Source organism: Acinetobacter sp. YH12039, assembly GCF_013420015.1.
GTDB classification, from domain to species: domain Bacteria; phylum Pseudomonadota; class Gammaproteobacteria; order Pseudomonadales; family Moraxellaceae; genus Acinetobacter; species Acinetobacter amyesii.
Window position 1 is genome coordinate 80,787 of record NZ_VOZA01000004.1, and the last position, 22,037, is coordinate 102,823.

Consider the following 22,037-nt stretch of genomic DNA (forward strand, 5'->3'; position numbering starts at 1 on the left):
CAAAGGTTTCGTATGAATACTCGCCATTTTAGTCAACTTCCAAAGCCTTATTTAGCCTATCCAAAAGTGATTCAAGGCTTGATTTTTAAAAAGCCAAAAGGTGAAAAAGTTCTGCCGCAAGTTGAATATGTGGTGGATTCATTTAAGGTCGATCAAAAGCATTTAAAAGCTTATAACGAAGTGTGTGGCTTTAAAAACAATGGTTATATCCCAGCGATTTATTTGGCTGTGCTTTCTCAAAGTTTGCAAATGCATATGATGACTACGGAAGCTTTTCCATTTGCGATCTTAGGTTTGGTACATATTCGTAACCAAGTGAAGCAATATCGCAAAGTTGGTGTGAATGAAACACTGTCATTGTCATGCAAATTCGGTGAATTACAGCCACATGATAAAGGTGTGCAATTTGACTTTATTACTACTGCAAAAGTGGGCGATGAAGTGGTTGTAGAATCATTAACCACGTATTTAGCACGTCAAAAAAACGACAACAAAGCTGTGGCAAAATCTACCGAAATAAAGCCAGCAGAGTTGCAAGTTCAAGCTGAATGGAATGTTTCTGAAAATACCGGTCGCCGTTATGCGTTGACTTCTGGTGACTTTAACTTGATTCATATTCATGCTGTAACAGCAAAAGCGTTTGGTTTTAAACAAGCCATTGCACATGGTATGTGGAGTAAAGCCAAAGCCTTGTCGAGCTTAACTTTGCCAGATGCCTATGAAGCAGATGTATGGTTTAAATTACCGATGTATTTGCCTTCTCAAGTCGAGTTCCTAACTGCGCAAACAGGTAAAGATACAGAGTTTGCCATTCGAAATAGTAAGAACAAAAAACCGCATGTCGCGGGAAGTGTAAAGGCACTTTAAGACTTAAGCCTAAATCGATATCGGTTTAGGCTTTTTTGTTTTAATCTCAAGCGATTCATATTCAAAGGAATGATGATGCAGGCGCTCAAAGAATATCTATTTGCACAGAAGAATAATTATCAAGGTACAGTCGACGAGGCGTTTCAAGATTTGGCGGTGCAATTTAGCCGGATGCAGGATGCTCGAACCCACTTAGGCGGAGCTGCCTTAGTGGTGTATTTTAAAGGTCAAAAAGTTGTGGATATTTGGACCGGTAAAAAATCAGCCGAAGAAGCTTGGAAGTCCAATACCCCCTCGGTCTGTTATTCCACGGGTAAAGGCGTACTTGCAACGCTAGCACATATTTTAGTGAGCGAAGGCTTTCTTGATTACGATACTCCCGTTGCAACATATTGGCCGGAGTTTGCTCAAAATGGTAAGTCGGATATCACATTAAGGCACATACTGAGTCATCAAAGTGGTTTATACGATATCCGTAATATCATTGAAGCAGCATCCGAAATGGCAGATTGGCAGCATATGCTCAACGTCATTGAACAAGCTAAACCACGTTTTGGGCCGACAACTGATGCGGCATATCAACCGTTAACCTTCGGCTGGCAAGTAGGTGGTATACTTGAAAAGGCCACAGGTCGACCGCTTGCTGAATTGATGCAACACTATTTGGTTGAGCCTTTGGCATTGGATCATGCATTTTTTGGCGTACCAGAGCATCAACTTAGTGAGGTTGCTCGCTTGATTCCGAAAAAGAAACAAGTAGAACGTGCTGTAGATACATCTGCACAAGAAAATACCCAAGCGCAGACAACGAAAAAAAAGACAGAGACACGAAAACCGTCAATCTTTGATCAGCTTCTGCAACTTTCTGGACAAAATTTGCAAGACTTTCAAGATGGTATGATTCCTAAAGGAATGCGCAAGTTTTCATTTTTTAGTGATGACGGTTTACAAGCCATTATACCTGCGGCTACTGGTGTATTTAGTGCCAATAGTTTAGCGAAAATCTATGCAATGCTGGCTAACCAAGGGCAGTGGCAGGGACAGACCTTAATCACGCCACAAGTTTTTGAATCTTTAAGTAAAATTCAATATAAAAAACGTGATCGTATTATGCCTTTACCGATGAATTGGCGTTTGGGATATCATCGAATTTTAACTTTAGGCAAATCTAGTCAAGGTTTTGGACATATAGGTTTTAATGGTTCTGGGGCGTGGTGTGATCCGCAGCGTGATTTAAGTTTTGCATATACACATAACTTTGCGACGGGTTCGATCACAGGCGATTATCGCTTATGGGGCTTAACTCAAGAAACGCTACGTTGTGCAGACAAAGCGCTAAAGGGACGAAAGGGCTGGCTTTAAGATTCTTTGGGATAGAACAGAAATTGGGGAAATGTGAAAAATATGCTATTTTCCCTCGCAGTTTTAGACTGCTGTGATATCCCTATGAAAAAAGTTGTTTTGATTCCCTTAGTCGCAACATCGGCAATGTTGGGTTGTCAGGATTCAACTCAAACGAAAGCAAAAGAGATAGAAGCGATTACTGCCGAAAAACAGCAAGCTGCATGGGTCGGTGATTTTAAAGGTACCACGCCGTGTATGGGCTGTCTTTCTCGTTGTGAAGATTGTCCTGGCATGGCTGTGGCTATAGAGCTACATGAAGACCAAACCTATACACTCACTCGTGAAAGTCTAAGTGGTCATAACGAAGTAGAAGTGCTAAAAGGTGTAATTCGTTTTAAAGATGAATCAAAGCAGCAGCTAGAACTTATGAATGTGCAAACGCGTAATCTTTTGTATGTTGATTTGGATCAGCAATTACTTGAAATTCGGGAAGACCAGACGGCGAAACGCTATCAAATGCAGAGTGATTTTTTGCTTAAGCGGGCAGAGACTTAATTATAATTAAATCGTTCTTTCTTTACGTAGTTTGTCAGTCATGATAAAAAACCACTTTATAGTCTAATTTTTATAAATAATGATAAAAAAAGAATTATCAATTACGGAGTTATTTGGAATTTTATCCATAGCAGCCCTCACAATTTCTGTTATTTCGAATGCATTTTTCTATTACTCTTTAGATGCTATATGGATAATGTCTGTTTTATCTCCATCATTTTATATTTTTGAAATTATTAAGGTATTAGTCTTAAGTTGTTCAGTCATAGCCGTAGTTGGTGTTCTATTAGATTTCTATAGATTTTTATTTAAACAATATTACAAAAGTTAGCCTAAAAAGAAAATTTTAGTTTCTAATCATATTACGGAAGCAGAGCTGAAAGAAAAAATCGAACAGTTTTTAAAAAAGCATAAGCTGCTACAAGCTATATTTGTCATTATTGTATGTGTTAGTGGGCTAATTACGCTCTATGTAAATAACTTTATTGGTCAAACTTCAATGCTATGGGGTGCTGTTCTAATTGGTATAACTCTCAATATTTTTACCGATGATGAAGTGCGCAGAGATAAACCACTTAAATTTTTGGTGTTAACCATTCTTGCCATATTTGCTACCTGTTTTTCTGCACAGTTAAAATTAAATGATATAAAGAAGTCGCCTGTAGCTACATTGAAAATCAAAGACGTAAATAAATGGTATGTTCTGGACAGTTTTCAAGGTAATGTAATCTTGTTTAATGATTCAGAAAATAAATCAAATATTAAAGTCGTTAAATTCGAAGATATTGATCGAATTAGTTCCACTGACTAAGAACTTCATTCACTCTTAGACAAAAAAACAGTATGCTTACACCTGTAAAAAGGAGCATACATGTATCAAGTACTTGCACGAAAATACCGTCCACGAAATTTCATTGAACTCGTGGGGCAAAACCATGTGTCACGCGCACTTACCAGTGCCTTAGAACGTGGTCGGTTACATCATGCGTATTTATTTACAGGTACTCGTGGCGTGGGTAAAACCACCATTGCCCGTATTTTGGCAAAATGTCTGAACTGTGAAACAGGTGTAACCTCAACGCCTTGTGAAGTCTGCCCAACGTGTAAAGCAGTAAATGAAGGTCGTTTTATTGATTTAATTGAAATCGATGCGGCATCACGGACCAAAGTTGAAGATACCCGAGAGCTTCTCGACAACGTTCCTTATGCTCCAACCCAAGGTCGCTTCAAGGTTTATCTAATCGATGAAGTGCATATGCTCTCTACGCATTCATTTAATGCGTTATTAAAGACTCTAGAAGAACCGCCAGAGCATGTGAAGTTCTTATTTGCTACTACAGATCCTCAAAAATTACCGATTACTGTCATTTCACGTTGCTTGCAATTTACTTTGCGTCCTTTAGCCGTGGATGAAATCACCACGCATCTGACCGATATTTTACAAAAAGAACAAATTCAAGCGGAGCAAGATGCGATTTGGCAAATTGCTGAATCGGCTCAAGGTTCACTGCGTGATGCATTGTCACTAACTGATCAAGCGATTGCCTATGGTCAGGGTTCAATTCAGCACCAAGATGTTAAAGACATGTTGGGCCTAATTGACCGTACGATCATTTATGATTTGATTTTAGCCATTCATCAAAATCAGCGTGAACGCGTGAGTGCTTTACTCATGCAATTCCGCCAACAAGCACTGGATGTTTCACTGGTATTGGATCAGTTAATTTCGACTTTGCATGAACTGGCATTATTACAATACTTGCCAGACTTAGCGTTGAAATATAGCGCTGAGATCAATCAAAAAATTATGCAATTGTCGCAGTTGATTTCAGCTCAAGATTTGCAGTTGTATTATCAAGTCGCATGCAAAGGTCGGGCAGACTTGCAGTTGGCAGTCACGCAAGAGCAAGGTTTTGAGATGTGTGTGCTGCGTCTATTAGCATTCCGACCATTACAGCCAAACGAAATGTTGGTCTCTGCCGTACAGCAAGAGTCAGCCGCACAGCCACAGCTTGCTCAAAATCAGGCCGAAACAGTTCAGCCGACTCAAACACAGTCTTTGCAGCAACCCAATACCGTTGTTGAGTCTGCTGCACAGGTTGCCACTGTTGAGCAGCCTGAAGCTGTACCCGCTGTAGACACATCGCCAGCTTTCGATGATTTTGATGATTCACATTATGATGACGATGATGGCTATGTTTCTGCACCCGCAGCCGACGAACCTTCATCTGATGATTTTTTAGATGATCCTGAAGAAGACGCAATAAGCCAAACTTCTACAGCATCTACAGCAAATGGCACTCTAGATACGCAAGTGGTTGCATCGGTTGAATCTGTAGCGACACAGCAAAATGACACGCTTGTTATGGATGCTGTGGCAGATGATACATTATTTGATTTAGATCCGACGCCGAGTACTGAAACTGAAGAAGTTGATGTAAGCGCTATAAATTTTGAAGATATTGCACCTTTAGAATCAACAGCTTTAGAGTCAACAATTACAGAGACTGAAACGTCTCAGCCAAATTTGACAGATGCAGTTGAACCAAAGCATGTGGTGAATGAATCAGTTTCGGGGGCTCAAGATCACAATGGTTTTGATCTAGCATCACCACAAGTTACGCTAAGTTCAGTTTCTTCGGATGCTGTTCAAACGGGTTCATCTTCTACTTTGATGCCACAAGATATTTTGACTTTACAGCCTCAAAACCTTGAAGGTGAGTGGACGGTCGAAAAGTGGGAGTATTGGTTCCGAAATAGCCAACTTTCACCTGCGGTACAAGAGTTGGCGCAGCATGGCATTATGCGCGGTACAATTGACGGTGAATCGACTTTCCATATTCCAAAGCGGTACGAAGCTTTAGTGACTCAATTACAGCATGTATTGGAACAAGCCCTTCATGCGCAATGGTCAAAATGTCGTTTCCATATCAGCTTTGAAGATGTCGAAGAAACCACACCGTATGCTTTACAGCATGTCCGCAAAGAAAAAGCGTTTGCACGTGCAAATGAGTTATTACATGCAGAGCCTGTTGTGAAAGATTTGCTCAAAAGCTTTGATGGTGAGTTGCAAAATATCCAGCTCAAATAAGTTTCAAGCTGGATATAAAAATTAAAGTAAAAATTGAGTTAAAGCATCTCGCATATCTTCGGGTATCGAGGTGCTTTTTCGTGTTTGGCGGTCAACAAATACATGCACGAAATGTCCTTGAGCTGCAGCCTCATTTTGTCCTTGTTTAAAAATGGCTAAGTCATAGCGCAGTGAAGAATTACCAATTTTTTCAATCGCAACCCCAACTTCAATGATTTCTGGATAGGACAGCTCTTGTAAAAAGCTGCAGGCTGAATCGACCACTAAACCAATGATCGGGGTATTATGCAAATCAAAACCGGCATGTTGAATCAAGAGTGCATTTGCAGCGGTATCAAAATAGCTGTAATAGGTGACATTATTGACATGACCATACATATCGTTGTCTGCCCAACGGGTTTGGATTGGAAATAAAAATCGATAGTTTTGGCGACATTTAGTTTCAGGTTTCATCGTTGGTATTTTCTTTATTTCAAAAATGAGTGAACTTTAGGCATAAATCGCTTGGTAAATCTGGCGAGCATCTTCAAATTGTAGTTCTCGAGGATTATTTTGTAATAGTCGAGTTTGTAATAACGCGTCTTCTGCTAAGCGATCGAGCATGTTTTCAGGCACATTGAGTTGGCTGAGTTTTAGCACCAAACCGCTCTGATCTAAATGATTTTGCATATGATCAATAAATAAATCACATAAACCATCGGTACAGCCCGTACTGTATGGGTCTAGCCAACTCATAAGTTCTGCATAATGCTGCTTGGCCTGAGGTGCATTAAACTTTAACACTTCAGCGAGAACCAGTGCATTGGTATGACCATGCGAGAGATGAAAGTGTCCACCGAGTGGATAGGCGAGTGCATGCACCGCTGCAACTGGTGCATTAGCAAAGGCCTGACCTGCAAGCATTGAACCGACTAGCATGTGCTGACGCGCTTCGAGGTTATGTCCATCTTGTAAAACCACTGCTAAGTTTTTATTTAATAAACGCAAAGCTTGTTTGGCGAGCATATCCGCATACGGATTTTTTTTAATTTTTGACGTATAGGCTTCAATGGCATGCACCATGGCATCGATACCTGTCGCTGCGGTAATATGTGCGGGAAGATTTAAAGTAAAGTTCGCATCGAGGATACAGACATCGGCATACAGTACAGGGGAGACGATACCAGTTTTGGTGGTTTCACCTGTAGTGACGATAGAGATTGGTGTGACTTCAGAGCCGGTCCCTGCCGTTGTCGGGATCAAAATGAGCGGTAAGCGTGGTCGTTTTGCATTAGCAACACCATATAAATCACTGATCTGTTGTGTTTGCTTAGGATGAGCCAAGATCGCGATAATTTTAGCCACATCCATTGAACTGCCACCGCCAAAACCAATAATCAAATCTACTTTTTCATTCTTGGCAAATTGAACTGCATCCAAAACTATATGTTCTGCAGGGTCAGCTTGAATACTGGAATAAATTACATAGTCTTGATGGATACTTTCTAAAATATCCAAAATGGGTAAATGTAATTGTTGTTGCAACATACCGGGGTCGGTCACAAACATGACACGTTTGGCTTGAAAGTCGCCTAGGACCTCTCTCAGTTGGGAAATAGAGCCTAAGCCTGAAATAATATTGCTGACGGTTTGAAACTGAAATTGACTCATTGGCTTATCCCTAATTTTTTATATCCAAATAAACATTATTCTTGAGTGTTGATATAGGATTCATCCTGTAAATAACTTAACATAAGACGCTTGAAATAAAAGTAGTCTTGAGGTTGTTATGTCATCCAGCACGCCATATAAGGTGTTGTGTGTTTGTTTAGGAAATATTTGCCGTTCACCTACGGCTGAAGTGGTTCTCAGACATTTTTGTGATGAAGCGCAACTCAATATTCACGTCGACTCTGCGGGTACGAGCAATTATCATCCGGGCAAAGCGCCTGATCTTCGTAGCCAACAGCATGCAAAATTACGAGGCTATAACTTATCTGCATTACGCGCACGTCAGTTAACGGTTCATGATTTTATTAAATTTGATTTGATCTTGGCCATGGACTACGAAAATTTAGACAATATTCAAAACCTCATGCAAAAGGCGCAGCAACAATTCGGTCAACTACGTGCACAAGTGTCTTTGATGAGTCAACATGATCACCAATATCCGCAACAAGAAGTACCAGATCCGTACTATGGTGGTGATGCTGGGTTTGAACATGTATTAGATCAATGCGAATCTAGCAGTCAGGCTTGGGTCAATTATTTAAAAACTCAGTTACAAGCACAGCAAAAAAATTAAGGTTTAAGAATGCAAATTCAAACACAGGTTCAGCTTAAGCCATTTAATACATTAAGCCTCGATGCTGTAGCATCTCATTATGTACGTGTTCAATCGGTAGAAGATATCCAAGCAGCGCTCGACTTTGCCAAAGCTGAGCAATTAAATGTATTGGTGCTTTCAGGGGGCAGTAATATGCTGTTGCCTGAGCAAATACATGCTTTAGTGATGCATATGGATATTCAAGGGATTGAATATGTACAAGACGATGCCGCAACTCAAACTTTAAAAGTGGGTGCAGGGCAAGTGTGGCATGACTTTGTACTTTGGACGACGACACACCAGTTTTATGGCTTACAAAATTTAGCATTGATACCCGGTTTAGTCGGTGCTTCACCTGTGCAAAATATTGGAGCTTATGGTGTTGAGGCGGGTGAATTTATTGAATCTGTGCAGGTCTATGACCGAGTAACAGAACAGCAAAGTAGTATTAGCGCTGCCGATTGTCATTTTTCATATCGCCATAGTATTTTTAAAGATGAGCCAGAGCGTTTTATTATTACGCATGTGACTTTTAAACTTTTAAAACATGCCGATTTAAAATTAAATTATGGTGATTTAAAGCAGGCGGTAGGCGAAGACTTAAGTGCAGAAAACCTACAACAACAAGTCATTCATATCCGTCAAACCAAACTTCCAGATCCGAAAGAATTTCCAAATGTCGGAAGTTTCTTTAAAAATCCTGTGATTAGCCAGCAAGCCTTTGACCAAATTGCGCTGCAATTTCCAAATTTACCCCATTATCCACAACCGAATAATGCGGTAAAACTGGCAGCTGGCTGGTTGATTGACCAAGCAGGTTGGAAAGGGAAATCTGTGGGTTCAGTGGGTATGTTCCATAAGCAAGCTTTGGTGTTGGTCAATTACCAAGACGGTACGCTGCAAGATGTACGTACAACATACAAAGCTGTACAACATGATGTTTTTGAAAAATTTAATATTGAACTACATCCTGAGCCTGTATTATTTGATACAAATGGCTTGATTCGATCTCACTCAGATCAATAACAACACTTAGGTTTTAGATTTATGCATAAAACACATTGGATGGTTCGCTTAGTACAAATTGCCGCAGTGCTATTTGTACTTTTGGGCTGTCTAATGATTTTTATCTATACGCCGTTTTATTCTAAATTGATCGTTAAAAGTTTAAATTATTTCGTTCCTGTAGAAGTCAATCAGCTTGCAGCGCAAAGTCAAAAACTCGGTGCTTTGAGTGACGATGATAACTATGAGCCGGGTTCTGACTTATGGATCGCGCGCCAAGCGTATTTAAAACTCATGGAGCAAGCCATACAGTCTGATGAGCCTCAAGATTTAACCCTTATACAAGCACGTTATAAGGCGTTACAGCAGCTCATTGAAGAAGAACATGAAAAAGAAAAGAATGATAGTCAAAAGGACATGCCGAAAGTTCCTTTGCTGAATCCTTCTGCGTCCGAGGCGGCATCTTCTGAGGCATTGGCGGAAAATCCTGCTCAAAAAATGAAAGAGCTGCTTGAGCTCAATAGTGCGGAAAATAAAGGCCTGATGACTCAATATACTGAGTTCTTAAAAACCCATGAAATTGAGCAAGCTGCTTCAGAAGCAGAACCGATCGATGATGAAACGTATCTTGATCTTGCCAAAATGAAAGATAAAACCCTGAAGCAGCCAACGGCAGAGCCGTATGCGATCGTGGTGTTAGGTGGTGGTTTAACCTTAGATAAAAATGATAAAGATATCGTAGTGAATGACTACACACGACTTCGACTGGAAAAAACACTCGATGTCGAACGTGCCAATAAGTTACCGATTGTACTCAGTGGTGTAGAAGCACCGTATATGCAAGCATGGTTAAAGCAATATGATGTCGATGCGAAATTGCTTGAAGACCGCAGTATGAATACTTGCGAAAATTCGCGTTTTAGTTCGTTACTTTTACAGAAAAAAGGCGGCGCACCGACGGTTATTTTAATCACCGACCAATATCATATGCCTCGAACACGGCGTTTATTTGCATTAAATGGTATTGAAACCATTCCTGTTGTTGCACCTATGCCAACGACATTAACCACATGGCGACCAAGTGAAAAAAATTATGACCATAGTCGTCGTGCCAATTATGAATTATTAGCCACCTTACGTGATGTTTGGTTTGGCTCAAGTGACTGTCGGGAGGTCCCATAATGTCAGATATCCCATTTCTTAATCCTTCGATTCTTAAACAATTAGATCTTCCTGTTCCAAGTCGAGAATTAACCCCACAATTATTAGAACCTTTAAATTTAAATCGACCTTTTGAGCCTAGTGTTGAAATACAGTCTTATAGACGACTTTATGGTTTAGATGCCTTGAACTGTGAACATTGGCAAGGCTATGTAGAAATGCCTTTGTTCAAATTACATGTACAAGTATTTCAACCGAAACTGAAAACTGAAACGGATGTCATTAAAGGCACTGTATTTTTATTGCATGGTTATTTAGAGCATAGTGGAATATATCAGCCGATTATTCGTGAGCTCTTAGATCAAGGTTTTAGTGTTTTGACCTATGATTTACCGGGGCATGGTCTAAGTAATGGATCGCCAGCCAGTATTCAAAACTTTGATCATTACCAACAAGTTTTGGAAGCGGTATATCGTTATGTGAAACATGCAGCTCAATTACCGACACCGTGGTTAGGGATTGGGCAGAGTACGGGTGGGGCGATTTGGCTGCATCATCTGTTAGATTTTGCTGAACATCGCAAAAACCCTTATGTCGAACGAGTTTTATTATTATCTCCGCTGATTCGCCCTGCAAAAACGGCATGGTGGCATAACTCGGTTGGATTAGGCATTATTCGTCGTATTAAACGTGAAGTGCCACGTCATTTTAGACGGAATAATCATAACCCTGAGTTTTTGCGTTTTGTACGTTTAAAAGATCCTCTACAACCTCGAATGATGGGGATGGACTGGATTTTGGCCATGTCAAAATGGATGCAGGAAATGGAAGAGCGACCTGCATGTCGTATTCCAGTGTGGTTAGCTCAAGGCGCACAGGATCAGACGGTGGATTGGCGTTATAACATTGAGTTTATACGTCGTAAATTCCGTTTACAGACGCTTCTCATGCTTGAAGAAGGTTCACATCAGCTGATTAATGAACGTGCCGATATTCGTGCTGCATTAACAGGTTTGATCCCTGCATTCTTGCATGCTCAATCGAATAGTAAGTCTTATTACTAACTGATGTTACGCACTAACATCAGGAGCGTAATTTGATTCAAATAAAAGTACGATACGCGGGAAGGTCATCCGCAAGTGTTTGAGACTGGACTACTCCTAATCAAAAATGTTTTTGCAATACTTTGAATAATTTGACGCTAGTGAACGAGTTTTGTCGGTGAGGTGCATTGCACCGCAAGAAGGTTTCCTTGCGAAGCTTTGCTTCTCATTTTGCCGAATGAGAAACAACGTTTCGTAAGAGTACCTCCTGCCGAAGGCTAATCCCTATGTTTAAGCCCTAGATGTAAGACTCCGTCGAATAGGTTTAAAAATTATTTTAAAATGCGTAATTACTTTTACGCGCGTAACATCAGTTACTAATTGATGATTGAGCACAGCCTACCTTAATCAGTGTGATGGATCTAGACGAAAAAAAGAGGCGTGGTCGCCTCTTTTTTATGCGGTAGGGATTAGAACTTTTCTAGATGTGCCATATTCCACATACGGAAATAGAAGTTTTCTTCATCTTTATTTTCACAACTGAGCAGCTCACCATCTTTTAACCAAAAATGTAGCTGTGCATAGTTTTTAATTTCACGGTTATTAATGCGCTGCGCTAGATGGTGTGCACGGATATCCGATGGATGTTGTAAACCTGCTGAGGCAATAAGTTCAGATAAACCATGCATGGTGTTTTTGTGGAAATTAAAAACACGTTCTGCCTTTGTAGGAACATGAATGGCTTTTTGACGGTCTTTGTCCTGTGTTGCAACCCCAACAGGACATTGGTTGGTATGACAGCTTTGAGCTTGAATACACCCGACTGCAAACATAAAGCCACGAGCTGAGTTCACCCAATCTGCGCCAATCGCCATGGTACTGGCAATATCAAAAGCACTAATAATTTTACCACTGGCACCGACTTTAATTTTTGCACGTAAGCCTGCACCAATTAGGGTGTTATTGACAAAGAGTAGGCCTTCACGCAGTGGTGTCCCCATATTATCAATCAGTTCAATCGGCGCTGCGCCAGTCCCACCTTCAGAACCATCCACCACGATAAAATCAGGTGTAATACCTGTGTGTAACATGGCTTTTACGATACTCATAAATTGCCACGGTTGCCCGATACACAGTTTAAAGCCTACAGGTTTACCTTCGGAAAGCTCGCGCAATTGCTGAATAAATTGCATCATTTCAATAGGGGTGCTAAAGGCAGGATGGCTAGATGGAGAGATACAGTCATGTTCACGGCTGACACCACGGATTTGAGCAATCTCTTCGGAAATTTTGTCTTTAGGTAAAATACCACCATGGCCTGGTTTTGCACCTTGAGATAATTTGATCTCAATCATTTTGACTTGAGGGTGCTTGGCTTGTTCAGCAAAACGTACAGGATCGAATTGACCATCAATGGTACGACAGCCAAAGTAACCACTACCGAGTTCCCAAACAATGTCGCCACCATTTTCCAAGTGATACGGACTAATACTGCCTTCACCGGTGTCATGGTAGAAATTGCCCATTTTTGCGCCTAAGTTTAAGGCACGAATGGCATTGGCACTTAAACTACCAAAGCTCATCGCAGAAATGTTTAATATCGATGCGCTATACGGTTGCTTGCATTGTTCATTGCCAATGTTAATACGGAATGTTTCAGGAATGGCAGGAATGCAAGGTGACAAGGAGTGATTAATAAAGCGATAATCATTTTGGTAAACATCAACAATTGAACCAAATGGTTTATCTGCATTTTGATTTTTTGCCCGTTGATAGACCAAGCTGCGTTGCATACGAGAAAAGGGCAATGCATCTTGATCAGATTCAATAAAATATTGGCGAATTTCAGGTCGAAATTCTTCAAATAGAAAACGAAAGTGCCCCATGATAGGGTAATTTTTTAAAATCGAATGTTTATTTTGTATGACGTCATACAAACCCAATAAACTCAAAAGCCCAGTTATGACCCAGATACTATTCAATAAGGTTTGTGGAATAAAATATTGAATATAGCGAGGGGAATAACCTAAATGAAAACTCGAAATGAGTAGGAAGATAAAAATACAAGCAAACCAAATGGAATGCCGAGAAAAAAAAGTATTCAGTAGCTTGTGGCGAATAGTTTGTGCTGGACTGGCCATATTTTGAAAAATCTTATTCTGCTCATTTGCTCATAATTTGCCGAGTTTATGCACAATGCTCAAGCTTTAATTTGTTGATTCAGTGTAGCATTTATAAAAAACAGCATTGAAGTTGGATGAATTTTCCATTTAAAGCCAAATCAGATAAGAAAAGCAGGAATGTTCTTTAAGAAAATTTGTGAAAAGTAGCGCGGTTCTTGTTATTTCACAATGTGCAAAATGGAGGTTAAAGTGATTTTACTTTCTAAACACGAGGTGCTGAATATGACTATGAAATCTATTCGTTATAATAATGCCGACCTAGCCTGCCTATGTCAGTAATTGATTATAGCCATGAGAAATTAGCGCTACGGCATAAGGTATTCAGCAGATACTTATGCTGTAGTTCCTTTGACCTAAACGACTAAAATTACAAAAATATTCTAAGAAATTATCCAGTCCCAGCGTTGGGACTTTTTTATGTGTTGATATTTTAAGGGAAAATCTAAGCATAAATAATGTACTAGATATTCATTATGCGTTAGAAGTTGTCACCTCAAATAAAAGAATGATACGCGGTAAGGTCATCCGCAAGTGTTTGAGACAGGACTACATTTATTTAAAAATGTTTTTGCGATACTTTGAATAAGTAGACGTTAGTGAACGAGTTTTGCGGATGACAATGGTTTTGGGTACTTTTGCCGAAACAAAAGTACCTCCAGCCGAAGGCTAATTCCTTTATTTAAACCCTAGATGTAAGACTCCGTCGAATAGACTGAAAAATCATTTTTAAAATGCGAAATTACTTTTATGTGCGTAACATTAGTTAGTATTTAAGGTAGCAGAAAACCTTAGATCGGTTTAATCATTGCGTTGTTGTACAACTATAGCGACTTCTTCAGGTTCAATTTTCTGAATCTTTTTCCCAAAACTACGCAGCCACCATGTTAACTGAGAGGTAAATGGTACTGTTGCACTAACTTCAACCCAGCCATCTTCGGTTTTTTGAATCACTTGATCTTTACTTAGCTGACTTTCTTCAAAATAAACTGCTTCTGATTCCGACATGGTTAATTTGAGCTGAATCATTTCAGTCGGCTTATTGAAGTCCACACGGAAGCCAAGCGCTCCAGAGTCAATATAGGCATCAATATCAAAATCGACAGGGTGTAATGCACGTGAATTTAAGACTGTAGCTGATTTAAAACGATGTAAAGCAAAGGTTTGGATGTCTGTTTTGTCATGACGTGTGCACACCAAATAAATAATTGCACCTTTTTGGACCAACGCCAGTGGATTTAAAATATAGGTCTTTTCTTCGCTTTGTTGTCCACGACCTTGATATAGACATTCCAGTTGTTTGTCTTGTAGTAAGCCTTCATAAATCGATTGCTGTGCGACTTTTTCAACCACAGGAGGAATCAATGGCTGAGTAGCTGGCACGATCCGCACGCGGTTAATCCACTGACGGACATTATTTTGCGACGACAGACTTCGACGTGCGAGGTCAAACCAAGGATTCATTTCTTCAATTAAGCTTGGCGGAAGCAAATGCTTTAGATGCTCCTCAACCATCATAAAGGTGACCGCTTGTGAGCTGGTCATATGAGGCAGGCTTTGAATCGGTGCATCAGAACGCCAACGCCAGCCTTGCGGCGTTGTTTTACTGCTCTCAATTGGGAAACGTAGAGAAATTTGATTTAAGTCACGCTGAATGGTGCGTAGGCTGATATCAATGCCTTCACGGTTCAGTATTTCTTGTAATTCACGCGTACCCATCCACTTACCTGTGGACAGTCGTGAAAGAATTTGCCACTGACGATAGAGGCTGTTCGACGTTTCTTTTTCTTGTGAAGACATAATCTAGTGCTTGAACTTGGACTTAAATGAATAAAATGATGCTGTGGGACACAATAAGAAATCTTCCTGCGTTAAGCAAGTCTTCATCTAAAAAAACTAAGATGATTTTAATAACGCAATTTGACACAACTTGAGCAGTTACATGCTGTACCACTTTGCAAAAATGATGCATAAATAATCAAAGAGAAGCAGCATATGTATTGATGGCATATATATTGCTTTATCTGATTTACAAGACATGACAAAAACATGGAGTTGCTATGCTGAAAGAAAATCGTAATACAACTTCAAATGGAATTGAGGGTTATGAGGCAAAGTTGGTTAATACTTCTGTCTCTACATTAAAAACTTTACCACTTGCTCGAGGATATGCGCTGTTTAATCAATTCAATTCGGATTTTTTTAATGAAATGCGCGACAGCAAAACGGTAGCTAAAGAATCATGCCAACGGATAGAGCAGTGGTTATCACAGCATACACTTGATGAATTAAAACAACTAAATCAGGTAGCAAAACAACATTTTCTCTATGAGGGTATTACCTTTACAGTGTATGGCGAAGATGAGGGCATTGAACGCACTATTCCTTATGATCTTATTCCTCGTGTGATTGCACGAAAGGAATGGAATAATTTATCACTGGGCTGTGCACAGCGCGTGAAAGCTCTCAATCTGTTTTTACATGATGTTTATCATCAGCAAGATATTTTAAAAGCAGGAATTATTCCTGAACTGCAAGTCTTAACCCATGAAGCCTATTTGCCACAAATGTATATGCATGGGCTAAAAGGTAAAATTTATAGCCAAATCAGTGGTATTGATATCATACGTGATCAATCAGGCGATTTTTACGTCCTTGAGGATAATCTTAGAACACCATCGGGTGTGTCGTATATGCTAGAAAGCCGTAAGATCAGTCAAAAACTGATGCCTGAACTTTGCCAGCAAAGCAACATCATGGGGATTGAGCAGTATCCGCAGCTCTTACGTGAAATTCTTGCAGAAAATGCCTACGTCGATACCCCATTTATTGTGGTCTTAACCCCAGGGCGTTTTAACAGTGCATATTATGAACATGCCTTTTTGGCAAGGGAGATGGATGTACCCTTAGTGACATCACGTGACCTTTATGTAGAAAACGACAAGGTTTATGTGAAAACCATTAAAGGTCGACAACAGGTTGATGTAATTTATCGTCGTGTGGATGATGCTTTTCTCGATCCATTATGTTTCAAACCTGACAGTACTTTGGGCGTAGCAGGGCTCATGTCAGCGTATATGCAACATAATGTGGTCATTGCAAATGCACCGGGAACAGGCGTAGCAGATGATAAATCGATTTATCCATATGTGGATAAAATGATTCATTTCTATTTAGGCGAACAAGCGATCCTGAAAAATGTGCCGACCTATCAATGTCGTGAGCAGAACGAATTGGATTATGTGCTCTCGAATATCGAAAAATTGGTGGTCAAAGAAGCGCAGGGTTCAGGTGGTTACGGCATGCTGATCGGTCCACAAGCTTCTTTACAAGAATTAAATAGCTTTAAAGATAAAGTGGCCGCAGCACCACATTTATATATTGCACAGCCGACTTTAAATTTATCTGTCAGCCCAACCCTAAGTGAGGCGGGTGTTTCGGAACGCCATATCGATTTACGCCCATTTGTACTGAGTTCACCATATCGAACTGAAATTGTACCGGGTGGCTTAACTCGTGTCGCGATGCAAGCAGGTTCATTGGTAGTGAATTCTTCTCAAGGCGGCGGCATTAAAGATACGTGGGTAGTAGACGATTTACGCTCATAGCACTCCAGTGAAGGAGCAAAACATGATTTTATTAAACAGTAATGCAGAACATATTTTTTGGTTGGGGCGTTATTTAGCACGTACTCAATATTTATGCAGTATTTTCCCTTTTCAAGATGTTGATACGGCATTGAACTATGCACATGCTTTTTGTTTGCCAGCATTTGATGCCGACTCAATGAATGAGTTAGTTTTAAATGCGGAGCAGCCGGCGTCATTTTCCAGCCAATTTCAATATGCGCAAAGTAATATTCAGGACTTAAGGGGTGTACTTTCAGCAAAAAGTTATGCAGAACTCAGCCGTTTAATTCGTAATGCGAGTGATAACCCAGGTTATATCTGTGACGTGGTAACAGATTGCCAAGATGTTTTAGAGTCCGAATCTGAAGATGTATTTTTATTTTTTAGTTTAGGACAAGCCATAGAGCAGCTTGATCGCCAGTTACGCATGCAGCAGGACATTCAACACACCCTAGCGAAGATTGAACATATTGTCATGGCTTTGGTTCAGTTTGGATGGGAAAGCGTGCAAGAGGCATGGTTGGCACTTAAACAGCAGCCGAATAGCCAAAACTTCTACCATTTCAGTGATCATATCCAAAATATGTTTGAGGTGGCTGTATGAGGCTCATGATCAACCATCAGACCCATTATGTTTACACTGATGTGGTAAACAGAAGCATTCAATATATCAAAATGACCCCGTCCACCAATGCACACCAACAGGTGCAAAATTGGGATGTGAGTGTGCCGGGGCAGCGTGATATGCAATTGGATACTTTTGGTAATGTGTGGTTGACCACAACGCAGCGCGAACCTTATCTGCAAATGACCATTATGGCGCAGGGCATCGTAGAGATGAATTTGAGTTCAAATGATTCAAATGCGGATGATTTAAACCCGAAATTGTTTTTACAGCCAACGCCGAGTACGCAGTACGATATTCACATGAAAAGTTTTGCCGATTGCTATGTCCCTCGTATCAATCGTGCCAATCTGATTCGTTTGGCTGAAGCGATATTGGCGCATATTCCCTATGTATCGAATCAAACATCGGTACATACTTCAGCGATTGATGCTTTTCATCATAAGCAAGGGGTATGTCAGGATCATAGCCATGTCATGATCGCAATGTGTCGCTATTTGGGTATTCCTGCACGTTATATTTCTGGGTATTTATTTGTGCCGAATAGTAGCCACCTTGCCAGTCACGCTTGGGTAGAAGTCTATATCGAAAATAAATGGTATTGTTTTGATGTCAGTAATCAGCTATTTACACCACAATCACATATTTATGTTGCGATTGGGCGGGACTACTGGGATGTAGCTCCAGTTCGAGGCGTTCGTGATAAAGGTGGTATTGAGTCTATGAGCTCAATTGTACAAGTGCTGAGTTGTTAATCATTTGAGGGATAAAAATGACCTATTGTTGTGCATTACGGTTAAAAGATGGCATGGTATTTATCAGTGATACACGGACAAATGCAGGTGTTGACCATATTTCAGTTTTTCGCAAACTTTATTCCTTTGGTATTGTGGGTGAGCGATTTATTACCATCCAAACCTCTGGAAATTTAGCCACAACACAAGCGGTCATTGGGCATTTACAAAATCAGCTAGAGGTCAAACAAGAGCCGAATTTATATAGTGTAAATACGATGTTCGAAGTGGCTGAATTGGTCGGGCATACCTTAAAAAAAGTCATCTCAGATGTCACCTCAGATATTTTAGAACAAAGTAATTATTACTGTAGTTTATTGGTAGGCGGTCAAATTGGCAGTGCGGATATGCAGTTATATAACATCTATCCGCAAGGTAATTTTATTTGTGCGACACCGGATACCCCATATTTTCAAATTGGCGAAAGTAAATATGGTAAGCCGATACTTGACCGAACTTTGCGTTACGATATGCCACTCGATGAAGCAATGCGTTGTAGCTTAATTTCTTTTGATTCAACGATACGTTCGAATGTGTCTGTAGGTATGCCTTTAGATGCTTTGGTTTATAAAAAGGACAGTTTAGAAATACCAAATGGTAAGCGCATTTATGAAGAAGACCCATACTTCACCATGATCAGTAAAGGCTGGTCAGAAGCATTGCGTCAGGGCTTAATAGAATTGGCAAAACCAACAGCTGACTATTTTCAATAACCATTTGATCAACGAATAGATCAATTTAAAAAGCGAATAAAAAAAGCGAGATAAAAAAAGCCCAGATTTGATCTGGGCTTTTTGATTTGGCGTAATTAAGCTAATTTACGTACAGGGCGCGCGCTCATACGGCATAATAATTCATAGCCAATGGTTCCGTTCGCTTCTGCAACGTCATCAACCAGACGATCTTTGCCCCAAAGCTCAACTTCAGTGCCTATCGGTGCATGCATACCGGTGATATCAATCGCAATCATATCCATGGCAACACGGCCAATCACACGCGTTTTCTGTCCATGGATGGATACATAGTTTTGTTTAGGGAAGGCACGTGGATAACCGTCACCATAACCAATCGACACAATCGCAAGATTCATTTCTTGTTCTGCAACGAAAGTCGATCCATAACCCACAGATTCACCAGCTTGAATGGTATTTAAAGCAATCACTTCAGCGGTAAAGGTCATCACCGGTTTAAGATCTAATGCTTCTACAGAACGGTCTGAGAAAGGTGTCGCGCCATATAGCATGATGCCTGGGCGAACAAAATCAAAATTCAGTTCTGGCCATTTGAAAATCGCAGCCGAGTTACAGCACGAACCCATGATTGGCGCACAAGCTTCTTTTACGTGTAAGAATTGTTCACGTTGTTGGTCATTTAAAGGATGATTTTCTGCGTCGGCATTGGCAAAGTGCATCGCCAGTACGCAAGTAAAACCTTCCGCCTTTAATGCATTGATGACATCAATAATTTCAGGCACTTTAAAGCCTAAACGGTTCATACCGCTGTTGAGTTTGACCCAAACTTTTAGACCTTGAGCGATATAGGCATCTTTATGCGCACGTAACCAATCTAGTTGTTGCTGATGATGCACTACACATTCAATTTTTTTATCGATGATAATTTGCATTTCATTATCTGAGAAAATACCTTCAATCAACGTAATGGGTTGTTCATAACCCAACTCACGAATTTCTAAGGCTTCTTCTAGGCAAGCAACACCGAAGGCATCACTGTCTTTTAAGGCTGCTAAGCAGTCTTTAACTCCATGTCCATAAGCATTGGCTTTCACCATGCTTACAATTTTAGCGGTTGGGGCAAGTTGTTTGACACGGTTTAAATTATATTGAAGTGCTTGTTGATCAATATAAACTGTAGCTTGGCGCACCCTAAATACTCCTACAGGGTCGATGAATTAATGGATGATATAGAGTCTTTACTCTTCATCATCATACTGAGCATAAAACTCAGGGGAGAGGTTACTAAATTTGGTGTATTGACCTTCGAAGGCAAGACGCACAGTACCAATTGGACCGTTACGCTGTTTACCAATAATAATTTCTGCAGTACCTGCTTCTTTAGACTCTTTGTTATAAACCTCGTCGCGGTAAATAAACATGATCAAATCGGCATCCTGCTCGATCGCACCCGATTCACGTAAGTCGGACATCACTGGGCGTTTATTAGGGCGGTTTTCCAGTGATCGGTTCAACTGAGACAGTGCAATTACAGGGCAGTGCATTTCTTTAGCCAGTGCCTTTAAGCTTCGGGAAATTTCCGAGATCTCGCCAACACGGTTATCGCCCATACCGGGTACTTTCATAAGCTGCAAGTAATCTACCATGATACAGCCGAGTTTACCGCCATGCATTTTTGCAATGCGTCGCGCACGGGCACGTACTTCCGTTGGCGGTAGTGCAGATGAGTCATCGATATACAAATTCTTTTCTTGGAGATGCACAATAGTACTGGTCACTTTTGACCATTCATCTGCATCCATTTTACCTGCACGTAAATGCCCTTGGTGTACACGACCGAACGAGGATATCAAACGCATGGCAATCGAGTCAGCGGGCATCTCCATAGAGTAAACTAGAGCGGGCAGGTTGTTATTAAACAGCACACTTTCAACCAAGTTCATGGCAAAAGTAGTTTTACCCATCGATGGACGGGCCGCCACAATAATCAAATCGCCTGCTTGCATACCTGAGGTTTTATTATCAAGTTCAACAAATCCAGTGGTTAAACCCGTGATACTGCCTTCAGTTTGTGAAAGTTCATTCAACTTATCAAAAACACTTGCAACGACAGAGTTAATAGCTTTAGGGCCTTGTGCTTTGGCGTTGTTGTTGTGTTGCTCGGCAATCGAGAAAATATTGGTTTCTGCCAAATCTAAAATTTCACTGACTGTACGACCTTTGGTGTCATAGGCATTTTGTAAAATCTCTGAGCTGACTTTAATCATGCTGCGTAAAGTTGAAAACTCTTTAATTTTTGCAGCATACGTTTCAAGGTTATAGAAACTTGAAGGTGAATCTGACATGAGTTGCATCAGATATTCTTCGCCACCTGCAGCATCGAGCAAGTTTTGTTTAATCAGCCAGTCATTGACTAAGACCGCATCATAAGGTGAGCTATCTTTTGATAACTGGTCGATGGCACGGAAAATATATTTATGACGAGTCGCATAAAAATCAGCTTCAGTCAGTACATCACCCACTTGCTCAAAAGATTCTGCAACGGTCATCAGTGCAGCAAGCACAGCTTGTTCAATCGCTAGGTTATGGGGTGGGGTACGAAACTCTTTCAACGAACTTTGTTCTGTGGTTTTTGCTGTTGGCGTAGAGTTTGGCTTGCTGGCATTCGCCTGTGACATAAAAATCCCTGATGCTGAAACCATTTAATGTGATGGAAATGGGTGCTAATTACAGTTTTTTCAACTCT

The 22,037-nt window shown here is 40.5% G+C and carries 19 protein-coding genes; 13 read left to right on the forward strand and 6 right to left on the reverse strand.

What is annotated here, in order from left to right; translation table 11 throughout:
• The first annotated feature begins 12 nt into the window (after positions 1–12).
• From FTT98_RS03240 to dnaX, 5 genes are all read left to right on the forward strand, one after another.
• Positions 13–867, forward strand: coding sequence for a MaoC/PaaZ C-terminal domain-containing protein (locus tag FTT98_RS03240; protein WP_180065288.1), 855 nt, complete (start codon positions 13–15; stop codon positions 865–867).
• 75 nt (positions 868–942) lie between these two features.
• A complete protein-coding gene (locus FTT98_RS03245; RefSeq protein WP_180176983.1) occupies positions 943–2,229 on the forward strand; it encodes a serine hydrolase in 1,287 nt (428 codons plus the stop codon).
• A gap of 84 nt (positions 2,230–2,313) precedes the next feature.
• Positions 2,314–2,766: a copper resistance protein NlpE N-terminal domain-containing protein gene (locus FTT98_RS03250; RefSeq protein WP_180010375.1), complete on the forward strand. Its 453-nt coding sequence runs from the start codon at positions 2,314–2,316 to the stop codon at positions 2,764–2,766.
• Between the two features lie 499 nt (positions 2,767–3,265).
• A complete protein-coding gene (locus FTT98_RS18055; RefSeq protein ID WP_257230178.1) occupies positions 3,266–3,577 on the forward strand; it encodes a hypothetical protein in 312 nt (103 codons plus the stop codon).
• 60 nt (positions 3,578–3,637) lie between these two features.
• The gene (gene dnaX, locus FTT98_RS03260; protein WP_180176984.1) at positions 3,638–5,857 is read left to right on the forward strand and encodes a DNA polymerase III subunit gamma/tau; all 2,220 of its coding nucleotides are present in this window, start codon (positions 3,638–3,640) and stop codon (positions 5,855–5,857) included.
• A 21-nt stretch (positions 5,858–5,878) separates the two neighbouring features.
• Here dnaX and FTT98_RS03265 read toward each other — a convergent pair whose 3' ends face one another.
• Complete coding sequence (locus FTT98_RS03265) at positions 5,879–6,310, reverse strand: thioesterase family protein (RefSeq protein ID WP_180176985.1); 432 nt, start codon at positions 6,308–6,310, stop codon at positions 5,879–5,881.
• A gap of 36 nt (positions 6,311–6,346) precedes the next feature.
• Positions 6,347–7,507, reverse strand: a complete 1,161-nt coding sequence (locus tag FTT98_RS03270) for an iron-containing alcohol dehydrogenase (RefSeq protein WP_180176986.1) — start codon at positions 7,505–7,507, stop codon at positions 6,347–6,349.
• A 118-nt stretch (positions 7,508–7,625) separates the two neighbouring features.
• Between FTT98_RS03270 and FTT98_RS03275 the strand changes: the two genes are divergently transcribed.
• The 4 genes from FTT98_RS03275 to FTT98_RS03290 are packed head-to-tail and all read left to right on the forward strand — an operon-like array spanning position 7,626 to position 11,392.
• A complete protein-coding gene (locus FTT98_RS03275; protein WP_180176987.1) occupies positions 7,626–8,141 on the forward strand; it encodes a low molecular weight protein-tyrosine-phosphatase in 516 nt (171 codons plus the stop codon).
• Positions 8,142–8,150: 9 nt separating this feature from the next.
• Positions 8,151–9,188, forward strand: a complete 1,038-nt coding sequence (murB, locus tag FTT98_RS03280) for a UDP-N-acetylmuramate dehydrogenase (RefSeq protein WP_180176988.1) — start codon at positions 8,151–8,153, stop codon at positions 9,186–9,188.
• A 21-nt stretch (positions 9,189–9,209) separates the two neighbouring features.
• Positions 9,210–10,349, forward strand: a complete 1,140-nt coding sequence (locus FTT98_RS03285; protein WP_180063537.1) for a YdcF family protein — start codon at positions 9,210–9,212, stop codon at positions 10,347–10,349.
• Positions 10,349–11,392 carry an alpha/beta hydrolase gene (locus FTT98_RS03290; protein WP_180026424.1) on the forward strand — a complete coding sequence of 348 codons (1,044 nt, stop codon included), beginning with the start codon at positions 10,349–10,351 and terminating at the stop codon, positions 11,390–11,392. The genes FTT98_RS03285 and FTT98_RS03290 overlap by 1 nt, the downstream gene beginning before the upstream one ends.
• 449 nt (positions 11,393–11,841) lie before the next feature.
• Here the strand turns inward: FTT98_RS03290 and FTT98_RS03295 are convergent, their stop codons facing one another.
• Both FTT98_RS03295 and FTT98_RS03300 read right to left on the reverse strand, forming a co-directional pair.
• The gene (locus FTT98_RS03295) at positions 11,842–13,512 is read right to left on the reverse strand and encodes an FMN-binding glutamate synthase family protein (protein ID WP_180040358.1); all 1,671 of its coding nucleotides are present in this window, start codon (positions 13,510–13,512) and stop codon (positions 11,842–11,844) included.
• 840 nt (positions 13,513–14,352) lie between these two features.
• Positions 14,353–15,351 (reverse strand): YafY family protein, encoded by a 999-nt coding sequence (locus tag FTT98_RS03300; protein WP_168377745.1) that lies wholly within the window; start codon positions 15,349–15,351, stop codon positions 14,353–14,355.
• A 260-nt stretch (positions 15,352–15,611) separates the two neighbouring features.
• Between FTT98_RS03300 and FTT98_RS03305 the strand changes: the two genes are divergently transcribed.
• The 4 genes from FTT98_RS03305 to FTT98_RS03320 are packed head-to-tail and all read left to right on the forward strand — an operon-like array spanning position 15,612 to position 19,312.
• Positions 15,612–17,159, forward strand: a complete 1,548-nt coding sequence (locus FTT98_RS03305; RefSeq protein ID WP_180176989.1) for a circularly permuted type 2 ATP-grasp protein — start codon at positions 15,612–15,614, stop codon at positions 17,157–17,159.
• 22 nt (positions 17,160–17,181) lie between these two features.
• Complete coding sequence (locus tag FTT98_RS03310; protein WP_168377743.1) at positions 17,182–17,784, forward strand: alpha-E domain-containing protein; 603 nt, start codon at positions 17,182–17,184, stop codon at positions 17,782–17,784.
• The gene (locus FTT98_RS03315; protein ID WP_168377742.1) at positions 17,781–18,560 is read left to right on the forward strand and encodes a transglutaminase family protein; all 780 of its coding nucleotides are present in this window, start codon (positions 17,781–17,783) and stop codon (positions 18,558–18,560) included. Before FTT98_RS03310 ends, FTT98_RS03315 begins: the two co-directional genes overlap by 4 nt.
• Positions 18,561–18,577: 17 nt before the next feature.
• Positions 18,578–19,312: a proteasome-type protease gene (locus tag FTT98_RS03320; RefSeq protein ID WP_168377741.1), complete on the forward strand. Its 735-nt coding sequence runs from the start codon at positions 18,578–18,580 to the stop codon at positions 19,310–19,312.
• Between the two features lie 95 nt (positions 19,313–19,407).
• Here FTT98_RS03320 and alr read toward each other — a convergent pair whose 3' ends face one another.
• Both alr and dnaB read right to left on the reverse strand, forming a co-directional pair.
• On the reverse strand, positions 19,408–20,481 hold the full coding sequence (alr, locus tag FTT98_RS03325; RefSeq protein WP_180059703.1) for an alanine racemase: 1,074 nt from the start codon (positions 20,479–20,481) through the stop codon (positions 19,408–19,410).
• 48 nt (positions 20,482–20,529) lie between these two features.
• Positions 20,530–21,969 (reverse strand): replicative DNA helicase, encoded by a 1,440-nt coding sequence (gene dnaB / locus FTT98_RS03330; protein WP_078188586.1) that lies wholly within the window; start codon positions 21,967–21,969, stop codon positions 20,530–20,532.
• Positions 21,970–22,037 lie beyond the last annotated feature (68 nt).